Source organism: Stenotrophomonas sp. C9D9, assembly GCF_056491205.1.
The window spans coordinates 123,485-143,955 of sequence record NZ_JBSZIF010000007.1; the positions used below are offsets into that span (position 1 = coordinate 123,485).

At 68.3% G+C, this 20,471-nt stretch carries 14 protein-coding genes, 1 tRNA gene and 1 pseudogene; 9 read left to right on the forward strand and 7 right to left on the reverse strand.

The features are described from left to right. Window positions 1–73: 73 nt before the first annotated feature. Entirely contained in the window at window positions 74–916 is an 843-nt protein-coding gene (locus ACXI0D_RS21535; RefSeq protein WP_479643140.1) for a bifunctional transcriptional activator/DNA repair enzyme AdaA, read from the reverse strand. 132 nt (window positions 917–1,048) lie between these two features. Between ACXI0D_RS21535 and ACXI0D_RS21540 the strand changes: the two genes are divergently transcribed. Beyond that, window positions 1,049–1,810, forward strand: a complete 762-nt coding sequence (locus tag ACXI0D_RS21540) for an SDR family oxidoreductase (protein WP_479643141.1) — start codon at window positions 1,049–1,051, stop codon at window positions 1,808–1,810. A 6-nt stretch (window positions 1,811–1,816) separates the two neighbouring features. Here the strand turns inward: ACXI0D_RS21540 and ACXI0D_RS21545 are convergent. Next, window positions 1,817–2,301 (reverse strand): annotated as a pseudogene (locus tag ACXI0D_RS21545) (hypothetical protein). A gap of 159 nt (window positions 2,302–2,460) precedes the next feature. Here ACXI0D_RS21545 and ACXI0D_RS21550 point away from each other — a divergent pair. Continuing rightward, window positions 2,461–2,634 (forward strand): hypothetical protein, encoded by a 174-nt coding sequence (locus ACXI0D_RS21550; protein WP_479643142.1) that lies wholly within the window; start codon window positions 2,461–2,463, stop codon window positions 2,632–2,634. Window positions 2,635–2,695: 61 nt separating this feature from the next. Here ACXI0D_RS21550 and ACXI0D_RS21555 read toward each other — a convergent pair. After that, window positions 2,696–2,771 (reverse strand) — tRNA-Ala (locus tag ACXI0D_RS21555). Between the two features lie 235 nt (window positions 2,772–3,006). Between ACXI0D_RS21555 and ACXI0D_RS21560 the strand changes: the two genes are divergently transcribed. Continuing rightward, on the forward strand, window positions 3,007–5,337 hold the full coding sequence (locus ACXI0D_RS21560; RefSeq protein WP_119006549.1) for a TonB-dependent receptor: 2,331 nt from the start codon (window positions 3,007–3,009) through the stop codon (window positions 5,335–5,337). Between the two features lie 88 nt (window positions 5,338–5,425). Here ACXI0D_RS21560 and ACXI0D_RS21565 read toward each other — a convergent pair whose 3' ends face one another. Beyond that, complete coding sequence (locus tag ACXI0D_RS21565; RefSeq protein ID WP_119006548.1) at window positions 5,426–7,498, reverse strand: DUF4034 domain-containing protein; 2,073 nt, start codon at window positions 7,496–7,498, stop codon at window positions 5,426–5,428. 121 nt (window positions 7,499–7,619) lie between these two features. Beyond that, a complete protein-coding gene (gene rnd, locus ACXI0D_RS21570) occupies window positions 7,620–8,699 on the reverse strand; it encodes a ribonuclease D (RefSeq protein WP_101765828.1) in 1,080 nt (359 codons plus the stop codon). Window positions 8,700–8,783: 84 nt separating this feature from the next. Here rnd and ACXI0D_RS21575 point away from each other — a divergent pair, with 84 nt between their 5' ends. Together ACXI0D_RS21575 and ACXI0D_RS21580 are read left to right on the forward strand one after the other, a co-directional pair. Next, a complete protein-coding gene (locus tag ACXI0D_RS21575; protein WP_119006546.1) occupies window positions 8,784–10,676 on the forward strand; it encodes a formylglycine-generating enzyme family protein in 1,893 nt (630 codons plus the stop codon). 88 nt (window positions 10,677–10,764) lie between these two features. Beyond that, window positions 10,765–11,661 carry a M48 family metallopeptidase gene (locus tag ACXI0D_RS21580; RefSeq protein ID WP_479643143.1) on the forward strand — a complete coding sequence of 299 codons (897 nt, stop codon included), beginning with the start codon at window positions 10,765–10,767 and terminating at the stop codon, window positions 11,659–11,661. A 629-nt stretch (window positions 11,662–12,290) separates the two neighbouring features. On the opposite strand, the gene xseA is transcribed toward ACXI0D_RS21580, so the two are convergent. Together xseA and queG are read right to left on the reverse strand one after the other, a co-directional pair. Next, complete coding sequence (gene xseA / locus ACXI0D_RS21585; protein WP_479643144.1) at window positions 12,291–13,622, reverse strand: exodeoxyribonuclease VII large subunit; 1,332 nt, start codon at window positions 13,620–13,622, stop codon at window positions 12,291–12,293. 43 nt (window positions 13,623–13,665) lie between these two features. Further along, complete coding sequence (gene queG / locus ACXI0D_RS21590; RefSeq protein ID WP_119006544.1) at window positions 13,666–14,736, reverse strand: tRNA epoxyqueuosine(34) reductase QueG; 1,071 nt, start codon at window positions 14,734–14,736, stop codon at window positions 13,666–13,668. 23 nt (window positions 14,737–14,759) lie between these two features. Here queG and ACXI0D_RS21595 point away from each other — a divergent pair, with 23 nt between their 5' ends. From ACXI0D_RS21595 to mutL, 4 genes are all read left to right on the forward strand, one after another. Beyond that, window positions 14,760–16,244 carry an NAD(P)H-hydrate dehydratase gene (locus ACXI0D_RS21595; protein ID WP_119006543.1) on the forward strand — a complete coding sequence of 495 codons (1,485 nt, stop codon included), beginning with the start codon at window positions 14,760–14,762 and terminating at the stop codon, window positions 16,242–16,244. Continuing rightward, a complete protein-coding gene (tsaE, locus tag ACXI0D_RS21600) occupies window positions 16,241–16,723 on the forward strand; it encodes a tRNA (adenosine(37)-N6)-threonylcarbamoyltransferase complex ATPase subunit type 1 TsaE (protein WP_101765823.1) in 483 nt (160 codons plus the stop codon). Before ACXI0D_RS21595 ends, tsaE begins: the two co-directional genes overlap by 4 nt. Before the next feature lie 82 nt (window positions 16,724–16,805). Further along, the gene (locus ACXI0D_RS21605) at window positions 16,806–18,374 is read left to right on the forward strand and encodes an N-acetylmuramoyl-L-alanine amidase (protein ID WP_119006542.1); all 1,569 of its coding nucleotides are present in this window, start codon (window positions 16,806–16,808) and stop codon (window positions 18,372–18,374) included. Between the two features lie 188 nt (window positions 18,375–18,562). Beyond that, a complete protein-coding gene (mutL, locus tag ACXI0D_RS21610; RefSeq protein WP_479643145.1) occupies window positions 18,563–20,464 on the forward strand; it encodes a DNA mismatch repair endonuclease MutL in 1,902 nt (633 codons plus the stop codon). The last annotated feature ends 7 nt before the right edge of the window (window positions 20,465–20,471 follow it).

Genomic DNA, 20,471 nt, shown 5'->3' on the forward strand with positions numbered 1-20,471 from the left:
GGGCCTGGCGGTGTGCCGACCAAGGTCGGCACCTACTGGAAGCTGGGCGTGCCGACCAAGGTCGGTACCTACGTCAGGCAGTCGAGGCCTTTTCCCGGCGCAGCAGTTCGCGCTTGCGTGCCACGCCCCAGGCGTAACCGGACAGGTCGCCATCGCGGCGCACCACCCGGTGGCAGGGCACGGCCACCGCCAGCGGATTGCTTGCACAGGCGCGTGCCACCGCGCGGCTTGATCGCGGCGCGCCGATACGTGCGGCGATATCGGCATACGAGGCGGTCTGGCCGCGCGGGATCTGCTGCAGCGCCTGCCATACCCGTTGCTGGAAGGCGGTGCCTCGGATATCCAGCGGCAGGCTGGCGCCTCGCGAGGGATCCTCGACCAGGCCCACCACCTGTGCCACCAGTTGTTCATAACCCTGGTCGGCGCCGACCAGTTCGGCCTGGCGGAAGCGCTGCTGCAGCGACTGCAACAGCGTCTCCGGATCATCGCCGAGCAGGATCGCAACCACACCGGTACCGCTGCTGGCCACCAGCACGCTGCCCAGTGAACTTTCGGCGATGGCGAAGTGGATGACTTCGCCGCGGCCACCTGCGCGCCATTGCTTGGGCGTCATACCCAGCAACTTCGGTGCGTTCTCGTAGAAGCGCCCGCTGGAACCGAAGCCGGCGTCGTGGAAGGCATCGGTGATGCGTTCCTGCTGCTGAAGCCCGGTGCGCAGGCGGTCGGCGCGCAGCGCAGCGGCGTACTGCTTGGGGGTCAGCCCGGTCGCCTGCTTGAACAGGCGATGCAGGCGCGTCGGGCTGCAGCCGGCGATGTCGGCCAGCTCCTGCAGCGAGGGTTCGTCGAGGCTGGCCTGAAGGTGGCGGCAGACGCGTTCGACGCGGGCATCGAGGGCGGTGGTGGCGGTACTGTCCATGGCCGGATTCTGGCACGTGCCGGTGCTGCGGAAACTCCGTTTCCTGCACCCATCTGTGAGGCCCGGAAACGGAGTGTTGGCGGGCCGAAGGCGCGGCATCGTGGCAGCGACTTCACAACCGATACCGCCACCATGCGCCTGAACAACAAGATCGCTCTCATCACCGGCGCCAGCGCTGGCATTGGCCGCGCCAGCGCGCTGCGCTTCGCTGCCGAAGGCGCAAAGCTGGTGCTCAACGCGCGGCGGCTGGAGCCGCTGCAGGCGCTGGCCGAGCAGATCCGCGCCGCCGGTGGCGAGGTGGTGGTGCATGCCGCCGACGTGGCCGCCCCGGGCACGGCGCAGGCGCTGGTCGATCTGGCCCAGCAGTCCTTCGGTGGCCTGGACATCGCGCTCAACAACGCCGGCCTGCTCGGCCCCGGTGTACCGGCAGCGGAGTTCCCGGTGGATGCCTGGCGCGAGGTGATGGCCACCAATCTGGATGCCGCCTTCCATGCCGCACGCGCGCAGTTGCCGGCATTGCTGGCACGCGGCGGTGGCTCGCTGGTGTTCGTCGGCACCTTCGTCGGCCATACCGTGGGCTTCCCGGGCATGGCGGCCTATGCGTCGAGCAAGGCCGGGCTGATCGGCCTGAGCCAGGTGATCGCTGCCGAGTACGGGGTGCGTGGCGTGCGCAGCAACGTGCTGCTGCCCGGGGGCACCGATACCGAAATGGGCCGGCAGGCTGCACCGTCCGGCGATGCCCGCGACTTCGTGCGCTCGCTGCATGCGCTCAAGCGCCTCGCCGAGCCGGAAGAGATCGCCAGTGCGGCGTTGTTCCTGGCCAGCGATGAGAGCAGTTTCGTTACCGGCAGCGCGATGCGCGTGGAGGGTGGGGTGTCGATCACCCGTACCTGAGCGCGGTCACGTGCGTGGCGCGTAGCGGATGCCGCTGCTGGCCATGAAGCCTTTCGGGTCGAACCGGGCCCAGGCCTCGCCCCAGCCGAAGCGGGCGTGGCCACCGGCCAGCCTGTAACCCAGCGCCGCACCCAGCGTGCGGCGCATGAAGGCGACTTCGGCATCGATCGCGGCCTGGGTCGGCCAGCCGTCTTCCAGTGTTGCACCGGGTAGATCGACGCTCATCGTCACCATGTCGAGCCGTTGCCCGTGGAAGCACACGCTGATGCCGGCAGGCGCACCGCCCAGCTGAGCCGGTGCAGGCTGAGCCAGTGGTAGCCGGTGCCGACATCGCGCTCGCCATGCATCAGCGTGGCGAAGGCGATGCGCGCCTCGTCCTGCGAGAGGGTGGGGCAGATCAGTGCCGGCAGGTTGCCAAGCTGGATGCTGCCGTCGGTCGGATTGAAGTTCATCGGCACGAATGATGCGACGCGCTTGGACGTTGAGGGCATGGCGTACCGATATGCGGTTTGCATCGGATTCTGGATGTACCTCATCGATGGCTGCAAGCCGCTGGCTGCACACCGTGTTCGCGCCGGACTGACCTGCGGCTTACCCGTTGCGTTCTAGCGTGGCGTCAGCGTCGGACTCCACCGGCGAAGGAGTGTTCGATGAGTGAGCGAGACAACGACCAGGGCAATCCGAAGCAGGGCGTGCAGGAAAGCCGCCAGGACAGGAAGCAGGACGACGTGGCCAGGCAGCGGCCAGGTCAGCGCGATCAACAGGTGCGTGATGCGCATTCGCGCAGCCCGCGGCGCAAGGACGGCGGCGAGGAGCCGGCCTGAGGCGGAACCCGGAAAAGAAAAAACCCGCAGATCGCGGAGATCTACGGGTTCTTCTGAATAGTGGTGGAGCCAAGGAGGATCGAACTCCTGACCTCGTCATTGCGAACGACGCGCTCTCCCAGCTGAGCTATGGCCCCACGGCAGGGCTTCAGTTTAGCCAAGCAGCTGCTCCTTGCCAAGCCGATCCAGGATTTCGTGCCGGAAGACGTGGCGCGTTAGTGCACAACTGTGCCGAAACCGCCTGTTTCACCGGGCGTGAGCGCCGCGCAACGAAATCGTAACAATTTGGGGGATAATGGCGGCTTGCGCAGTATTCCTCCTATTTGCCGCCCGGCTCGCGCAGGCCGCACGGACGCCTCCTCAGAGCATTCCATGCCCTCCCATTCCGATTCCCGCCGCCTGTCGGGTATGTCGTCTTCCTTCGTTTCCTTCCGCCGCCACCCGCTGGCCCTGGCCTGTGCTGGCCTGGCCCTGGTCGGCAGCTTCGGCGCCGCCGCGCAGGACAGCGCGCCGACCCCGACCGGGCTGGACACCATCACCGTGACCGCCGAGCACCGCGAGCAGAACCTGCAGGAAGTGCCGGTCTCGGTCGGCGTGGTGCAGGGCGAGCGCATGCGCGACTTCACCGCCGGCGGCGACGACACCCTGCTGGCGCTGTCCGGCCGCGTGCCGAGCCTGTATGCGGAAACCACCACCGGCCGCATCTTCCCGCGCTTCTACATCCGCGGCCTGGGCAACATCGACTTCTACCTCGGTGCCTCGCAGCCGGTGTCGATCATCCAGGACGACGTGGTGCTGGAACACGTGGTGCTGAAGTCCAACCCGGTCTATGACGTGGACCAGGTGGAAGTGCTGCGCGGCCCGCAGGGCTCGCTGTTCGGCCGCAACACCACCGCCGGCATCATCAAGTTCGACACCCTGAAGCCGACCCAGGACTACACCGGCCGCGTCAGCGCCAGCTACGCGACCTACAACAGCGTGTCGATCGACGGCGGCTTCGGTGGCCCGATCAACGACATCGCCTCGTTCCGCGTGTCGGCCCTGTACCAGCACCGCGACGACTATGTCGACAACACCTACAAGGGCCCGAGTGCCGACGGCACGGTCAGCCCGAAGAAGAACGCCATGGGCGGCTTCGATGACCGCAACGTGCGCGCGCAGCTGCTGCTGACCCCGAGCGACCAGTTCTCGATCCTTGCCTCGGCCCATGCCCGTGACTACGAAGGCACCTCGACCCTGTTCCTGCGCGGTGCGCTGACCAAGGGCTCGAACAAGACCGACGTGCCGCGCGACAAGGTCGCCTACGACGAAGCCGACAACAACCCGCAGGCCTACAAGACCTACGGCGGTTCGGTGAAGGCGCGTTACGACTTCGGTGCGATCGACTTCACCTCGATCACCGCCTACGAAACCACCTCCGGCTACAGCCGTGGCGACACCGACGGCGGCGCCGCGGTGAACTTCCCAGTGAACGGCGTGCCGAATGGCTACGGCCAGTCGATGGGCCGCATCCGTGATCTGGACCAGTGGACCCAGGAATTCCGCCTGGCCAGCCATGACGACAGCGCGCTGCAGTGGCAGGCCGGTGCGTTCTACTTCAACGGCAGCGACACCACCGACTTCTACCAGCGCGCATGGTTCCTGCAGGGCGCGGCCCGCAACCCGAACAACTGGGTGCGCCTGCGCAACAAGAACACCTCGTGGGCCGGTTTCGGCCAGCTGAGCTACGCCTTCACCGACAAGTTCACCGTCACTGCCGGCCTGCGCCAGACCAAGGACGAGAAGCACACCCGCCTGCTGAAGACGGCTGACACTGCCGCTGGCGTGGTCACCTACAAGGGCCGCACCGACGTCAAGATGTCCGACACCACCCCGAGCTGGGATCTGAGCGCGATGTATCAGATCACGCCGGACGTGAGCGTCTACGCCAAGGTCGCCCGCGGCTTCCGCGGCCCGACCATCCAGGGCCGTTCGGCCGTGTTCAATGCCGACTTCACCACCGCCGATTCCGAGACGATCCTGTCCTGGGAAGCGGGCGTGAAGAGCAGCCTGTGGGACAACCGCCTGCGCCTGAACGCCACCGCGTTCACCTACACCGTCAATGACATCCAGCTCAACGGCAACGATTCGGACGGCAACGGCGTGCTGTTCAACGCTGACAAGGCCAAGGCCTACGGTTTCGAAGCGGACATGGAACTGCGCCCGATCCCGAACCTGACCCTGAGCGCCGGCCTGAGCCTGCTGCACAGCGAGATCAAGGACAAGCGCGTCTACGCGCAGGTCTGCGGCCTCAACGGCCAGGTGGTGTGCACCGTGAATGACCCGACCATCAAGGTCGGTGCCAACACCTTCGCGCAGATCGACGGCAACCCGCTGCCGAACGCGCCGAAGTACAACGTCAACCTCGCAGCACGCTACGACTTCCCGGTCAGCGACGCCGGCACCATGTTCGTCTCCACCGACTGGAACAAGCAGGGCTACACCAGCTTCGTTCTGTACGACAGCAAGGAGTTCAACTCCAAGGGTGACTTCGAGGGCGGCCTGAAGATCGGCTACTCGGGCAACTACGGTGCCTACGAAGTGGCGCTGTTCGCGCGCAACATCACCAACGAGAAGAACCTCAAGGGTGTGATCGAGAACTACATGGCCGCGGTCTACAACGAGCCGCGCACCGTGGGTGTCTCGCTGAACATGAACTGGTAATGCGCTGTCGCGGTGGCGGGTCGTCCCGCCATCGCGCTGCTGGAATGCAAAGGGCGGCCCGGATTACCGGGCCGCCCTTTTCGTTGCTTCAGACCGCGGTGAGGTCGCTGTCCTGGCTGCGCTGGCCGAAGGTCAGGGCCCAGGTCGCGCTGTCCACCTGCTGGCGGTCCTGTTCCTGCTGCTTGCGTGCGCGACTGGCACCGAACCAGCGACCCTCGCCGTTGATCAGCGGCGCCATGCGCACCACGTCCACGTACTCCGGATCGATCTCGCTGGCACGCTGCAGCCAGGTCAGGGCGAGGAATGCATTGGCCGGCACGCCGTTGCCGACGTGGTAGATGTCGGCCAGGTAGCCGGCGGCCCACAGCTTGTCGTCGTCGTCGCCGCGCCACCACAGTGGAATCAGTGCGCGTTCGACCGCTTCGCGCTTGTGCGCATCGTTCTGGCCATCCAGTGCCAGGCAGGCCAGGTTGCGGCAGGTCGGACCCCATACGCGCTCACCGGCCTCGGCTTCAGCCAGGCAGCGCAGGTACAGCTCGCGCGCACGTGCTTCATTCTCTGCGCCGCCCGCAGCGACCAGGCGTACGCCGAGATTGTAGGTGGCGATCAGGTCGCCGCCTTCCACCGCACGCTCCTGCCAGTACGCGGCCTTCCCTGCATCAACGAACTGCGGTTGGTCACGGCCGCCGAGGCGGCCCTTGTACAGGTCGCACAATGCAGACATTGCACCTGCATCGCCCGCTTCAGCCATGCGCTGCAGCAGCGACAGGCCGGCAGCCTGCGAGACATCACAGAACAGGTTGGCCGCGAACGTGACTGCCGACGTGTTCTCCTGTGGTGCCAGTTTCAATGCGCGCTGCAGCAGGGGCGCAGCGCGTACCGGATCGGCGTTCTGGCCAAGCAGCCCATGCTCGATGGCCGTCGCGGCCCAGAGCAGGCCGATCGCTGAATCACCTTCGCGCGCGGCGTAGTCCACCACCTGGGCGAACAGCGCTTCGGCACCATCGACGCGGGCAAACCAGGTGCAGGCCTCGAGATTGCTGAGGCCTTCGTGCAGGACCATGTCGCGGTCCAGTGCCCAGGCCTGCTGCAGGTCCTCGAACACCGCCAGCATGTGCTGCGCATCCCACTGCACATCGTCTTCGACCTCTTCGATGCGGCCGAGCCGATAGCGCAGTCCAGCACGCTGGGTCAGCACCTCCGCGCGCAGGTTGCGGTCCAGGTGCCAGTCGAGAATCTGTGCGTATGCGCGCTCGTGCGCGGCTACGGTTTCGCTGTCATCGCGCTGTGGCGACTCGGCCAGCCAGTCCTGTGCCTTGCGCCAGCGCAGCGCATTGCTCTGCGCCAGATCGAGGCCGCGGCACCAGCTGCCTTCGATGAAGTCTTCCATCGCCTCGTGGCTGCCGCCCCAGCGCGGGTACAGGAAGTACAGGGTGTCTTCCAGCGTGCTCAGGTCGTCGGGGCGCTGTTCCAGCACCAGGCGCATCCAGTACGCCAGCGGCGCATCGAAGTCGTCCTGGCTGCGGCCGCGCAGCAGCGGCGGCAGGCTGTCGGGCAGTTCCTGCAGCGGTGTTCCGAAGCGCGACAGAAGCTGCAGTGCCTGCGGCCACGCCTGCGGATAGTGTTCAGCCAATGCGGCCTCGTCGGACTGCGCTGGCTGCCCGGCCTGCAGCGCGCGCAACCAGTTCGGCTCGCGCAGGTAGCTGGTGATGCGCTTGATGCCATCCAGCGCCAGTGCCGGCCGCGACGACAGCGGGATCGCCTGCAGGTAGGCGTACACGGCGTGGTCGCTGGCCAGCTGCGCGGCCAGCCATTGGCTGTCCTCCACCAGCGCGGCCACGTCGGCGCTGCGCAGTTCGCTGGCAGCGTCCTGCCAGCACGCACCCAGGCGCAGCCAGGCGTAGTAGCTGCGTGGTGCGGCGGCGACCCAGCGCTGTGCCTGCTGCAGGCGCTCATCCAGGGTCAGGGCCTTGTCCTGCACGTTGCGCAGGCGCCAGCGGATGCCGGGCAGCGCCCGCGCCCCGTCCAGCCACGCTTGTTCGTGGGGCGCCAGCAGTGCATCCAGCGCTGCATGGTCGTGTTCCTGCAGCGCGGTGCGCGCCTGCGTGCGCCAGGCCAGGTCTTCGACGGAGAGACCGTCCTTCGCAATTCCATTTGTCATCTGAAGCCATCCAACAGTTGCGGGGCCGCTATTGGACAGGCCCGCGCCCGTGTCGGCAAGCGTGGCAGATGCTCATTCCGACGCCGCGGCGGCCGAGGCAATGCCCCGGCGCCCGGTGATATCAGGCCGCGGGCAGCAGAGCCTGCAACCGAGATTCCAGCTCCTGCTGGCGCCAGCCGGCCAGTGCGGCCGGCCACTGGCGGCGTTCCAGATAACTTTCCAGATGCTTGCGCGAGGCCAGCACGCCATCCGGCAGGCCCAGTTCGCGGCTGCGCTCGGCGACGGCGTCCTGCAGCTTCTTCAGTGCCTTCTTGTTGCTGTCGTTGGCCGGCAGCGCCAGCGGTGCCTCGGCCTCATCGGCCAGCGGCGTATCCAGCGCCTGCCACACAGCGCCCGCGAGCTTTCGCGGAGCCTTCGGGAACTGTTCGAACAGCTTGCCCAGTGCGGCGGCATCGGCCGGTGGCGTGCGTGCCAGCGTGGCGGCCAGTTCGTTGTCCAGGATCCAGCTGCGCGGGCGGTCGCTGCTGCGCGCCTGCACATCGCGCCAACGCAGCAGGCGCAGCAGGCGGTGCTGTGCGGCGGCATCGAGGAACTGCGCCGAGCGCATCGCCAGGTGCGGCCAACGGTCTTCGTCGTTGGCGACGCTGGCCAGCAGGCGCTCGCCGTCGTCGTGCAGCCACTGCTGGCGGCCCAACGCCTGCAGCCTGGCATCGATGGCGTCGTGCAGCGCGAACAGGTGCTCGACGTCGTCGGCGGCGTACTGCAGCTGCGACTCCGAGAGTGGACGGCGCATCCAGTCCGAGCGGGTTTCGCCCTTGGCCAGTGCCACGCCGGTGATTTCCGCAACCAGCTTCTGGTAGCCCATGCCGCCACCGATGCCGGCCAGCGAGGCGCCGATCTGGGTGTCGAACAGCGGTCGCGGCAACACGCCGCAGGCCCACTTGAAGGCGACCAGGTCTTCGCTGGCGCTGTGCATCACCTTGATGATCGATTCATCGGCCAGCCAGGGCGCCAGGGCCTCGGTCATGCCGGGAATCAGCGGGTCGATCAGCAGGATGTCCTGCCCGACCGCCATCTGCACCAGGGCCAGCTGCGGCCAGAAGGTGCGTTCACGGATGAATTCGGTGTCCAGGCCAATGCGGGCCGGGCGCTGCTGGAAGTATGCATCCAGCTCGGCGGGGGTGGTGATCCAGGTTGCCACGGGTCAGGGCCTACTACTCGGGTTTGCTCAGGCAGGGGAGAATAGCCTAACGTCGGTCCGCATCCGTGCTGAAGGAGATCCTGCTTGCGTTTTCCGCTGTCGTCCGCGCTGTGCACCGCCCTGGCCGTGGCCCTGGCCGGCTGCACGCCGTCGCCCTCGGCGACGCCGGAGCCGGGATCGGCTGCTGGCGAAGACGCACGGCCGCAGCAGGGTTCGCAGGCGGACGCGACGCCGGAGGCAGGGCAGGGCAGCGTCACCATCGCCGGTGAGGATGCCGCCGAGGATGTGCAGCGGTGGACGCCACCGCGGGTCGATCGGCAGGGGCGCAGCCTGGCCCAGCTGCGTCGCGCGGCCGAGAAGGCGTTCAGCGAAGGGCACCTGTACGAAGACGCCGACGCGGCGGTTCCGCTGTGGCTGGCGGTGCAGGAGGAAGACCCGGATGACCGCCAGGCCCGCAACGGCCTGCAGCGTGCACGCCAGCGCCTGCAGCAGCAGGCCGATGCCCTGCTGGTCCGGCCGCTGCAGCAGCGCGAGGCGCTGGCCGAGGCCAGCCGCCAGGCACTGGTGCTGCTGACCCTGGCGCCGAAGGATGAGAAGGTGCGCGCGCTGCAGGGCCGGGTGGAGCTCGCCCAGCGCGTGGTGGCCTACAACCGTGCCGGTGAGGAAGACCTGCGTTCGGGGCGGATCGGTGAGGACGGTGACGGTGCGATCGGCAACTTCCGTGAAGCGCTGGCCCTGGATGAACACAACAGCCGGGCACGGCAGGGCCTGGCGGCGGCTGAGAGTGGCCTGATCCGCCGTGCCGAGGATGCGGCGCGGGTGCGCGACTTCGCCAGCGCGGGCACCTGGCTGGCCGAAGCCAGCAAGGTCCGCGACTCGTCACCGACCATTGCCGATGCCTTCGAGCGCATCGAACAGATCCGCGCGGCGGCACTGCTGCAGCTGCGCGACGATGGCCTGCGCGAGCTGGCGACGCCGCAGGGCCTGAAGCCGGCGCGTGAAAAGCTGGCCGAGGCCCTGCGCATCGCCTTGCCCGGGGACGCGGTGGTGGCCCAGTTGCGCGAACGCATCGACCTGGCCACGCATTACGGCAGCTTCCGTCCCGGGCAGGTGTTCAGCGACGCGATGCGCGATGGTGGGCGCGGTCCGCAGATGGTGGTGGTGCCGCATGGCGGCTTCCAGATGGGCGCGGGTGATGCCGAGCCCGGTGCCACCGACGCCGAGCGGCCCTCGCATTACGTGCGCTTCGACCGCGGGTTTGCGATGGCGATCACCGAGGTCACCGTCGGCGATTTCGAGCGCTATGTGAAGTCGACCAATGCGCGGCCGCGGGCAACCCGGCGCGGCCACTCGGTGGTGTATGACGAGCGCAGCGGCAATTTCATCCGCCGCAGCGGTGTGGACTGGCGTTCCGACTACGATGGCGCGCGCGCACTGGGCAATTCGCCGGTGATGCATGTGAGCGTGCGTGATGCCGAAAACTACGCGGCGTGGCTGTCCGAGCAGACAGGACGCAGCTACCGGCTGCCCAGCGAGGCCGAATTCGAATATGCGCTGCGCGCTGGCAGCAGCGGCCGCTATCCATGGGGCGACGCCGGCACGCCGCCGCCCGGCACCGGCAACTTCACCGGCAGCAAGGATGTTTCGCCTTCGGGACGGCACTGGCACAACGCCTTCATCGGCTATGGCGATGGCTGGTGGGGACCGGCACCGGTGGCCAGTTTCCAGGCAAATGCCTTCGGCCTGCACGACATGGCCGGCAATCTCAGTGAATGGGTGGCCGACTGCTGGCATGCCAGCTACCGGCGTGCGCCCTCCGATGGTGTCGCCTGGTTCAACCCGGGCTGCCGGTCACGGGTGATCCGGGGTGGCAACTGGGCCAACGCGCCCGAGCAGACCCGTGCGGCCTGGCGGCAATCGCAGGATTCGGATACCACCAACGCGCGCATCGGCTTCCGCCTGGTGCGCGGCATCTGAGCGGCCCCGGCTTCACCCGCTGCGGGCATCGGCGCACTAAGATTGCGCCGTGCCCGCCAGCCGGCGGGACCTGCCGGAAGACCGCCTGATGCGCAACGATCCCTTCTCCCGCTCGCCGCAAGGCCCGCAACGGCGCGGCCTGTTCGGCAACATCCGTTGGTGGGTGCTGCTGCTGGCGGCCGGCTATGCGGTGTTCTACTGGTTTTCCAACCGCACGGTCGATCCGTATACCGGCGAGAAGGTGATGATCGACAGCAGCCTGGATGCGCGCCAGGAAACCGCGCTGGGGCTGCAGGCCTACCAGCAGATCCTGTCGCAGGAACGGCCGATGGATCCGAATGCACCGATCGCGCGCGATGTACGCGACATCGCCCAGCGGCTGATTGCCAAGGTCGACGTGATGGAGACCGCGCTGGCGCAGGAGCACGGCGTGCAGCCGGCGCATTTCGCACGGGATTTCCAGTGGGAAGTGAACGTGATCCCGTCCGAACAGGCCAATGCGTTCTGCCTGCCGGGGGGCAAGATGGCCGTCTACACCGGCCTGGTGCCGGTGGCGCGTACGCGTGATGCGATGGCGGTGGTGATGGGCCACGAGATCGCCCATGCACTGCTGCGCCATGGTGCACAGCGGATGGCGCAGCAGAAGCTGACCCAGATCGGGCAGATGGCCGGCGCCGCCAGCGGCATGGACGCGCAGCAGCAACAGATGATGATGTCGGCGATGGGTTACGGCTACCTGCTGCCCTACGCGCGCAGCCACGAGACGCAGGCGGATGAAGTGGGACTGATGCTGGCCGCAGCGGCGTGCTTCGATCCCCGCGAGGCGGTGCCGCTGTGGCAGCGGATGGGCCAGGCCAGTGGGGGGCAGTCGCCGCCGGAGTTCGCCTCCACCCACCCGAATCCGGGTACCCGCATCCAGAACCTGCAGGCGCTGATGCCGAAGGCGCTCGAGTACCGGCAGAAATTCTGCGAGCAGGCAAAGTAGGGGGGGGGGGGGGCGGCAGGGCTGCGCCCTGCACCTGCCGAAGCCAGAGCAACAGCAACAGCAACAGCGTGCATTCCGCGGGATGGCGGGGTGGGTCCGGTTCGGGGGGCGCTGCAAGTACGTCCATGTAAGCTCGGTCGCCGCATCCATGCGGCTCACGCCCCCGCAACCGGACCCACCCCGCCTTCGACAGATTTCTGCGATCTGTCGGAATGGAGCGGGGTCAGATCCGTTTTCCGTAGGAAAACGGATCTGACCCCGAATTGATTCGATATCTGACAGAGATTCATCCACGCATGGCGTAGATCTACCGTGTCGACCAAGGTCGACACCTACCAACAGCCTCCGGAATCTGTCAGAGGTGGGGCGGTGTCGGAGTGCGGGGTGTCAGCCGCATGGGCCCGAGGCATGCCTCGGGCGGGTTGGGCAGGACGCCCAACCCCGGTCTTGCCGTGTGCGCAGGACTGCGCACACGAGCAAGCGGCTGCCAAGCCCCCAGGGACGGGTTAACGGCGTCCCCGCACTCCGACACCGCCCCGCCATCCCACGGAATGCATGCTTTTGACGTTGACTTTGCCTTGGCTTGAAGCCTCTGCAGGTGCAGGGCGCCGCCCTGCCGACCCCCCCTTTTACTTGACCTGCACGTCGATCACGCCGTCGCCGACGCGGGCCTGCAGGGCGTCACCGGGCTGTACCTGGTCGACCTTCCGCACCAGGGTACCGTCATCGCTGCGGGTCAGGATGCTGTAGCCACGGGCCACGGTCGCCAGCGGGCTGACTGCTTCAAGTGAACGCGCCAGCCCGCGCAGGCGCAGTCCATCGCGCTCCAGCAGACGCTGCATCGCTGCCTGCGGCCGCCCGCGCAGGGCAGCCAGACGACGCTGCATCGCATCGAGCTGGCGCTGCGGATGGTGCCCGCGCAGCACCGCCGCGGCATGGCGCAGGCGCGCGGCACGGCGTTCCTGCTGCTGGTTGAAGGCGGCATGCAGGCGCCGGCCCAGATCCAGCTGGCGTCGGCGCAGCAGGTCCAGCCGTGCCTGCGGGCTCTGGGCGTTCAGGCGCAGCAGGGCGCGGTCGGCGCGCTGCATGGCCTGCTGCATCGCATGTCGTTGCAGCTGCACCATGCGCGCGGCCGTGCGGCGCAGGCGCAGCGCCAGTTCGCGCTGGTCGGGTACCAGCAGTTCAGCGGCCACCGAAGGCGTCGGCGCGCGCAGGTCGGCGGCGAAATCGCTGAGGCTGAAGTCGGTTTCATGGCCGACCGCCGAAACCACCGGGGTGCGGCTGGCGGCGATCGCACGGGCCAGGGCTTCGTCGTTGAAGGCCCACAGGTCCTCCAGCGAACCGCCACCGCGGGTCAGCAGGATCACGTCGTAGCGGCCACTGGCATCGGCCGCCTGCAGCAGGCGGGTGATCTGCGCGGCGGCGCTGCTGCCCTGTACCAGGGTCGGCAGCAGGTCCACTTCCAGCAGCGGGAAGCGGCGGCCGAGCACGCTCAGCACGTCGCGCACGGCGGCGCCGGTTGGCGAGGTGATCACTGCCAGGCGCTGTACGTGCGCCGGCAGTGGCCGTTTGCGCGCCGGGTCGAACAGGCCCTCGGCCTCCAGCCGTGCCTTCAATTCCTCGAAGGCGCGGCGCAGTGCGCCTTCGCCGGCTTCCTCCATGTGGTCCAGCACCATCTGGTACTCACCACGGGCGTCGTACAGGGTCACCTTGCCGCGCACCAGTACGCGCATGCCTTCGCGCGGCACGAATTTCAGGTACTGCGCCTTCATCCGGAACATGGCCGCACGCAGCTGCGCGCGCGCGTCCTTCAGGGTGAAGTAGAGGTGCCCGGAGGCAGGGCGCGCCACGCTGCCCAGCTCGGCCTCGACCCAGATCGCCGGGAAGCTGCCTTCCAGCAGGTCGCGGGCCAGGGTATTGAGCTGGCTGGGGGTCAGGATGTCGTTGTTGCGTGGTTGCATGGAACAGCGTGCGGCGGGCGGAACGGGAGCTCAGGATCGCACGTCAGCGCGCCGTGTGCTGGCCCAGCGCCCATTGCACGTGTTCACGCACCAGCGGCGAGGGATCGTCGACGCGGCTGTGCAGGGCGGCCAGTGCTTCGGCCGAGGACGGTGCATTGCCCAGCGCCACGGCGATGTTGCGCAGCCAGCGCTCATGCCCGCTGCGGCGGATCGGGCTGCCCTCGGTGCGGCGCAGGAATTCGGCCTCGTTCCAGGCGAACAGCTGGTCCAGGCGCGCCGTATCCAGATTGTTGCGGGCGCGGAAATCGGCTTCGTCGGTGCGCTTGGCGAATTTGTTCCAGGGGCAGACCAGCTGGCAGTCGTCGCAGCCGTAGATGCGGTTGCCCATCAGTGGCCGCATGTCTTCGGGAATGGCGCCGTCGTGCTCGATGGTCAGGTAGGAAATGCAGCGCCGCGCATCCAGCCGCTGCGGGCCGATGATGGCCTGGGTCGGGCAGACATCGATGCAGCGCGTGCAGGTGCCGCAGTGCGCCGTGGCTGGCGTATCGATCGGCAGCGGGATATCGATGTAGATCTCGCCGATGAAGAACCAGGAACCACCATGGCGGTCGATCAGGCAGGTGTGCTTGCCGATCCATCCGAGGCCGGCATTGCGTGCCAGTGCACGTTCCAGCACGGGGGCGGAATCGACGAACACGCGATAGCCCAGCGGTGCCACTTCATCATTGATCTGCGTGGCCAGCTTCTGCAGGCGGTTGCGCATCAGCTTGTGATAGTCGCGGCCCAACGCGTAGCGGGCCACGTAAGCGCGGCCCGGATCGGCCAGGGTCGCCCAGGCTTCGGTATCGTCCTTGTGACTGTAGTCCATGCCCACTGAAATCACGCGCACGGTGCCGGGCAGCAGCTCGGCCGGGCGCGCGCGCAGCGTGCCGTGGCGCGCCATCCAGTCCATCGTGCCGTACAGGCCCTGGCCCAGCCAGTCGGCCAGGTGCGCTTCATCCTCGCCCAGTTCGATACCGGCGATGCCGCAGCGCTGGAAGCCATGCGCACGCGCCAGTTCGCGGATGCGCTGCACGGCCTGGGCTGGATCGACAGGGGTGAGGGCGGGGGACATGTGCACCAGTATAAAATCCCTGCATGGCCAACCTTGCCGATCTGTTCGATTCCGCTGCCGCGCGTGCGCTTGATGCGCAGGCTTCGGCGCTGGCCGCCGACGGCGGCTGGGGCCTGATGGCGCAGGCCGGCCAGGCCGCCTGGCAGTGCCTGTTGCAGCATTGGCCGCAGGCGCGGCGGATCGGCGTGGTGGTCGGCGCTGGCAACAATGGGGGCGACGGCCATGTGCTGGCCCGTCATGCGCTGCAGGCCGGGTGCGAGGTGACGGTGATCGCCCTGCCGGGCAGGCCGCCTTCGACCGCGCTGGCACAGCGTGCGGCGCTGGAGTTCAGGTCCGCAGGCGGCGCCATCGCCGAGTTCGACGGCGCGCTGCCCGGGGCTGACATCTGGGTCGATGCCCTGTTCGGGCTGGGCTTCGATCGCGCGCCGGAGGGTACGGCGCAGGCGCTGATTGCCGCGCTCAACGCGCAGACAGCGCCGGTGCTGGCGCTGGATGTTCCCAGTGGTGTCGATGCCGACCGTGGGGCGGTGCCGGGCGAGGCGGTGCGTGCCACGCTGACCCTGCAGTTCATCGTGGCGCATCGCGGGCTGTATTCCGGCGATGCGCTGGATCATTGCGGGCGGAAGGTCCTGGCGCCCCTGCAGTTGCCCGCGACGGCCTGGCAAGGCGTGGTACCCGCTGCGGAGCACTGGACGCAGGTGCGGTTGCGGGCCCTGTTGCCACCACGCCGCGCCAATACCCACAAGGGCGAATCCGGGCACGTGCTGTGCGTCGGCGGCAACCACGGCAGCGGCGGTGCCATCGCGATGGCGGCCGAAGCCGCCTTGCGCGCAGGTGCGGGGCTGTTGAGCCTGGGCACCCGCCGCGACCACGTCGGTCCACTGCTGGCCCGGTTGCCCGAGGCCATGACCCATGCACTGGAAGACGGCGATGTGCTGCCGGCGCTGCTGGACAAGGCGAAGGTGGTGGCGATCGGACCCGGGCTGGGCCAGGACGAATGGGCACGCGCCTTGTTTGCGCGGGTGCTGGCCAGCGCCAAACCATTGGTGGTCGATGCCGATGCCCTGAACCTGCTGGCGCAGGATCCGCGAGCCTTGCCCGATGCCATTCTCACCCCGCACCCGGGCGAGGCCGCACGCCTGCTCGGCTGCAGCACGGCTGAAATCCAGGCCGATCGCTATGCCTGCGCGCAGAGGCTGGCCGAACGTTTCCACGCCGTAGTGGTACTGAAGGGCGCCGGCAGCATCGTGGCGGCGCCTGGGCAAACGCCGCGGTTGATCGCCGCCGGCAATCCCGGGATGGCCGTGGGTGGCATGGGCGACCTGCTCACCGGCATCATCGCCAGCCTGCGCGCGCAGGGCCTGATGGCCTTCGATGCCGCGGCCGCGGGTGCGTTGCTGCACGCGCTGGCCGGCGACGTGGCTGCCGCCGATGGCGCGCGCGGCCTGCTTCCTACTGATCTGCTGGTGCCGCTGCGGCGACTGGCCAACCCGGACCTCTCCCCATGACCGAATTCTTCCTTGCCGACAGCGACGCCACCGAACTGCTCGGGCAATGGCTGGCGGCCACCCGGCCGCCGCAGGCGCTGATCGAACTGCGCGGCGACCTGGGTGCCGGCAAGTCCACCACGGCCCGTGCGCTGCTGCGTGCGCTGGGCGTGCAGGGCGCGATCCGCAGCCCCACCTACACCCTGGTCGAGCGCTATCCGCTGGCCAGTGGCGGTGAGGCGTGGCACCTGGACCTGTACCGCATCGGCCAGGCCGGCGAGCTGGATTTCCTCGGTCTGGACGAGGGCAGTGCGGTGCTGTGGCTGGTGGAATGGCCGGAACGGGGCGCCGGCGCGCTGCCGCCCACCGACCTGGTGGTGGCGCTGGAGATCGAGGGGCAGGGGCGTCGCGTCCGTCTCACTGGGGCCAGCGACGCAGGACATGAATGGCTGGAACGGCTGCCCCAAGGGGGCGACTTGCAGGCCATTTCTGTCGGCTGACGAGAACAAACACCGGCAGGTTACGGATTATTAAGGAAAAAGGTGTTGCATTCCGTTCAGCGCGGTGATTGAATCCTGAGCCATGCGCCCGGGGAACCGTCTCATCGCCATCTGTGCCGCCGTCGGACTGGGTCTGGCGAGCGTCAGTGCGTGGGCGGGTGAAGTCCGCCAGGTCCTGCTGAATACCGGCGCGACCGGCACCCGTGCCGAGATCTCGCTGGTCGGCAGTGGCGGCTACAAGACCTTGTCGCTGGCCGGCCCGAACCGGCTGGTGGTCGATTTCCCCGACTCCAGCGCCATACGCAACCTGAAGATGCCGGCCGCGCAGGGCGTGGTCACGGCGGTGCGTACCGGACAGCCGGTCCCGGGTACGTTCCGTGTCGTTTTCGACCTCGCGGAATCGGTGGCGCCGTTCCGCCCGCAGATGCAGCGCGAGGGCAATGAATCCAAGCTGGTGATCGAATGGCCGGGTGATGGCCCGGCCGTGGCCGCCAGCCGCCCGGCGACGCCGCCGGCCGCGCAGCCGCAGGCACCCGCTGCGGGTGCCTCGCCTGCGCCCACGCCGGCCGAGAGCGCGCAGTCGCGCACCGATGCCGCGCGTGCCACGGCCTTGCTGACCGCACAGGTACAGCAGCAGGCCAGCGCCACTGCCGCCGCACCGGCCACGCCAACCCCGGCACCGACCACCGCACCGGCCCAGGTTGCTGCGGCCGGCGTCACCGCCACCAGCTCGTCTTCGTCCTCGCCGGCCGCGATCCTCGCCGGCCAGCGCACCGCAGCGGTGGTGACCACGCCGCCGGCCACCGTGCCCACACCGGCACCAACGCCGGCGGAGCCGCCGCGTCCGGCCATGCCCAGCGATGCGTCGCGTATCCGCATGCAGGCCGGCATGCGCCACCTGGTGGTGGCGATCGATCCCGGTCATGGCGGCCAGGATCCGGGTGCGATCGGCCCGACCGGCAAGCGCGAGAAGGACGTCACCTTGGCAGTGGCGCGCGAGCTGGCCCGCCAGGTCAACGCCACGCCGGGCCTGAAGGCCTACCTGACGCGCGACAGCGACGTGTTCATTCCGCTGCCGATGCGTGCGCAGAAGGCGCGTGCGAACAAGGCGGACATCTTCATCTCGATCCATGCCGACGCGGCCGAAAACCGTTCGGCCACCGGTTCGTCGGTCTACGTGCTGTCGACCAAGGGTGCCTCTTCGCAGCGCGCCCGCTGGCTGGCGGACAAGGAAAACGCGGCCGACCTGGTGGGTGGCGTGCGCCTGCAGCAGACCGAAGGCACCCTGGCCAACGTGCTGCTGGACCTGGCGCAGAGTGGCTACATGAAGGCGTCTGAAGACGCGGCCGGCCACGTGCTGGGCGGCCTGAAGCGGATCGGCAACAACCACAAGCCGAACATCGAGCGCGCCAACTTCGCGGTGCTGCGCACCTCGGACATGCCGGCGATGCTGGTGGAAACCGCGTTCATCTCCAATCCGGATGAAGAGCGCCGCCTGATGGATCCGGCGTACCAGCGCAAGATCGCTGGTGCCGTGCTGGATGGCGTGCACACCTTCTTCAGCCGCCAGCCGCCGCCGGGTACGTTGTATGCCGCCCGCGCCCAGGCCGAGATCGACGCGGCCGGCACCATGGCCGGCGGCAGCAAATAACCCGCCCAAGCTGGATTGCCGTTTTCTGTAGAGTCGAGCCGCGCCCCATGACCGATGGGCGCCCTTCTGATGAACGCATCGCCATGCGCGCGGACCCTGCTGCTGGGCACGCGGCATGATCCATGCCCGGCGGACGACGGGCTGCTCCGCTATCATCGACCCATGAAGTCTGCTGCCCATCACCTCCCATGAGCGCGCCCGGTCCGCGTCCGATCCGGCCGTTGCCGGACATCCTGATCAACCAGATCGCCGCTGGCGAAGTGGTCGAACGGCCCGCGTCGGTGGTCAAGGAACTGGTCGAGAACGCGATCGATGCCGGCGCCAGCCGCGTCGACATCGACCTGGAAGAAGGCGGTGTACGCTTGATCCGCATCCGCGACAACGGCAGTGGCATCGCGCCCGAACAGTTGCCCCTGGCGGTGTCGCGGCATGCGACCAGCAAGATCGCCGATCTGGACGATCTCGAATCGGTGGCCACCCTTGGTTTCCGGGGTGAGGCGCTGCCGTCGATCGCGTCGGTCAGCCGCTTCACCCTGTCCTCGCGCCGCGCGCACGACGAGCACGGTTCGGCGCTGCAGATCGAAGGCGGCAAGATCGGCGAGGTGACCCCGCGCGCGCATGCGCCGGGTACCACGGTGGAAGTGCGCGAGCTGTTCTACAACGTGCCGGCGCGGCGCAAGTTCCTGCGCGCCGAGCGTACCGAACTGGGCCATATCGAAGAGTGGCTGCGTTCGCTGGCGCTGGCACGGCCGGATGTCGAGCTGCGCGTATCGCACAACGGCAAGGCCTCGCGCCGCTACAAGCCGGGCGATCTGTACTCCGATGCGCGCCTTGCCGAAACGCTGGGCGAGGATTTCGCCAACCAGGCCGTGCGCGTGGACCACAGCGGTGCCGGCCTGCGCCTGCATGGCTGGATCGCGCAGCCGCATTATTCGCGTGCCAGCGCGGACCAGCAGTACCTGTACGTCAATGGACGTTCGGTGCGTGACCGCAGCGTTGCACACGCAGTGAAGATGGCCTACGGCGATGTGCTGTACCACGGCCGCCAGCCGGCCTATGTGCTGTTCCTCGAACTGGACCCGACCCGCGTCGACGTCAACGTGCATCCGGCCAAGCACGAGGTGCGCTTCCGTGATTCGCGGCTGGTCCATGATTTCGTCTACCGCACGCTGAAGGATGCGCTGGCTGATACCCGTGCCGGCATGTCGGCGCAGGAGATCGGTGCTGGCCCGGTGCATCCGGCGGATGCCGTGGCTGCAGCCACGGCATCGAGCGCGGGCGCCTCCGGTTTCGGGCTGGTGCGCGGTCCGGCACCCGGTGCCGGCTCCGGCGGTGGTGGTGGATTCTCCGGGTGGCGACCGCAGCAGCCACTGGGCCTGCAGGTAGCCGATGCACCGGCAGCCTACGCTGCGCTGTATGCCGCGCCGGCCGGTGCCGAACGCGGGGTGGCACTGCCACCGATGCCGACCGAGAACGGGCTGCCGGTGACCAGCGCCGACGCGGGCGTGCCACCGCTGGGCTACGCGATCGCGCAGCTGCACGGCATCTACATCCTGGCCGAGAATGCCGAAGGCCTGATCGTGGTCGACATGCATGCGGCACACGAACGCATCGGCTACGAGCGCCTGAAGAACGCGCACGATGGCATCGGCCTGCAGTCGCAGCCGCTGCTGGTGCCGATCACGCTGGCGGTGGGCGAGCGCGAGGCCGATACCGCCGAAAGCGAAGCCGAAACCCTGGCGGCGCTCGGCTTCGAGGTGACCCGTGCTGGCCCCGGTTCGCTGCACGTGCGCAGCATTCCGGCACTGCTGGCGCATGCCGAACCGGAAGGGCTGCTGCGCGACGTGCTGACCGACCTGCGCGAGCATGGCCAGAGCCGCCGCGTGGCCAGTGCACGTGACGAACTGCTGTCGACCATGGCCTGCCATGGCGCGGTGCGTGCCAACCGGCGCCTGACCGTGCCGGAAATGAACGCGCTGCTGCGCGACATGGAAATCACCGAACGGTCCGGCCAGTGCAACCACGGCCGACCGACCTGGGCCCGTTTTTCGCTGGCGGAGATCGACCGCTGGTTCCTGCGCGGACGTTGAGGGGAGC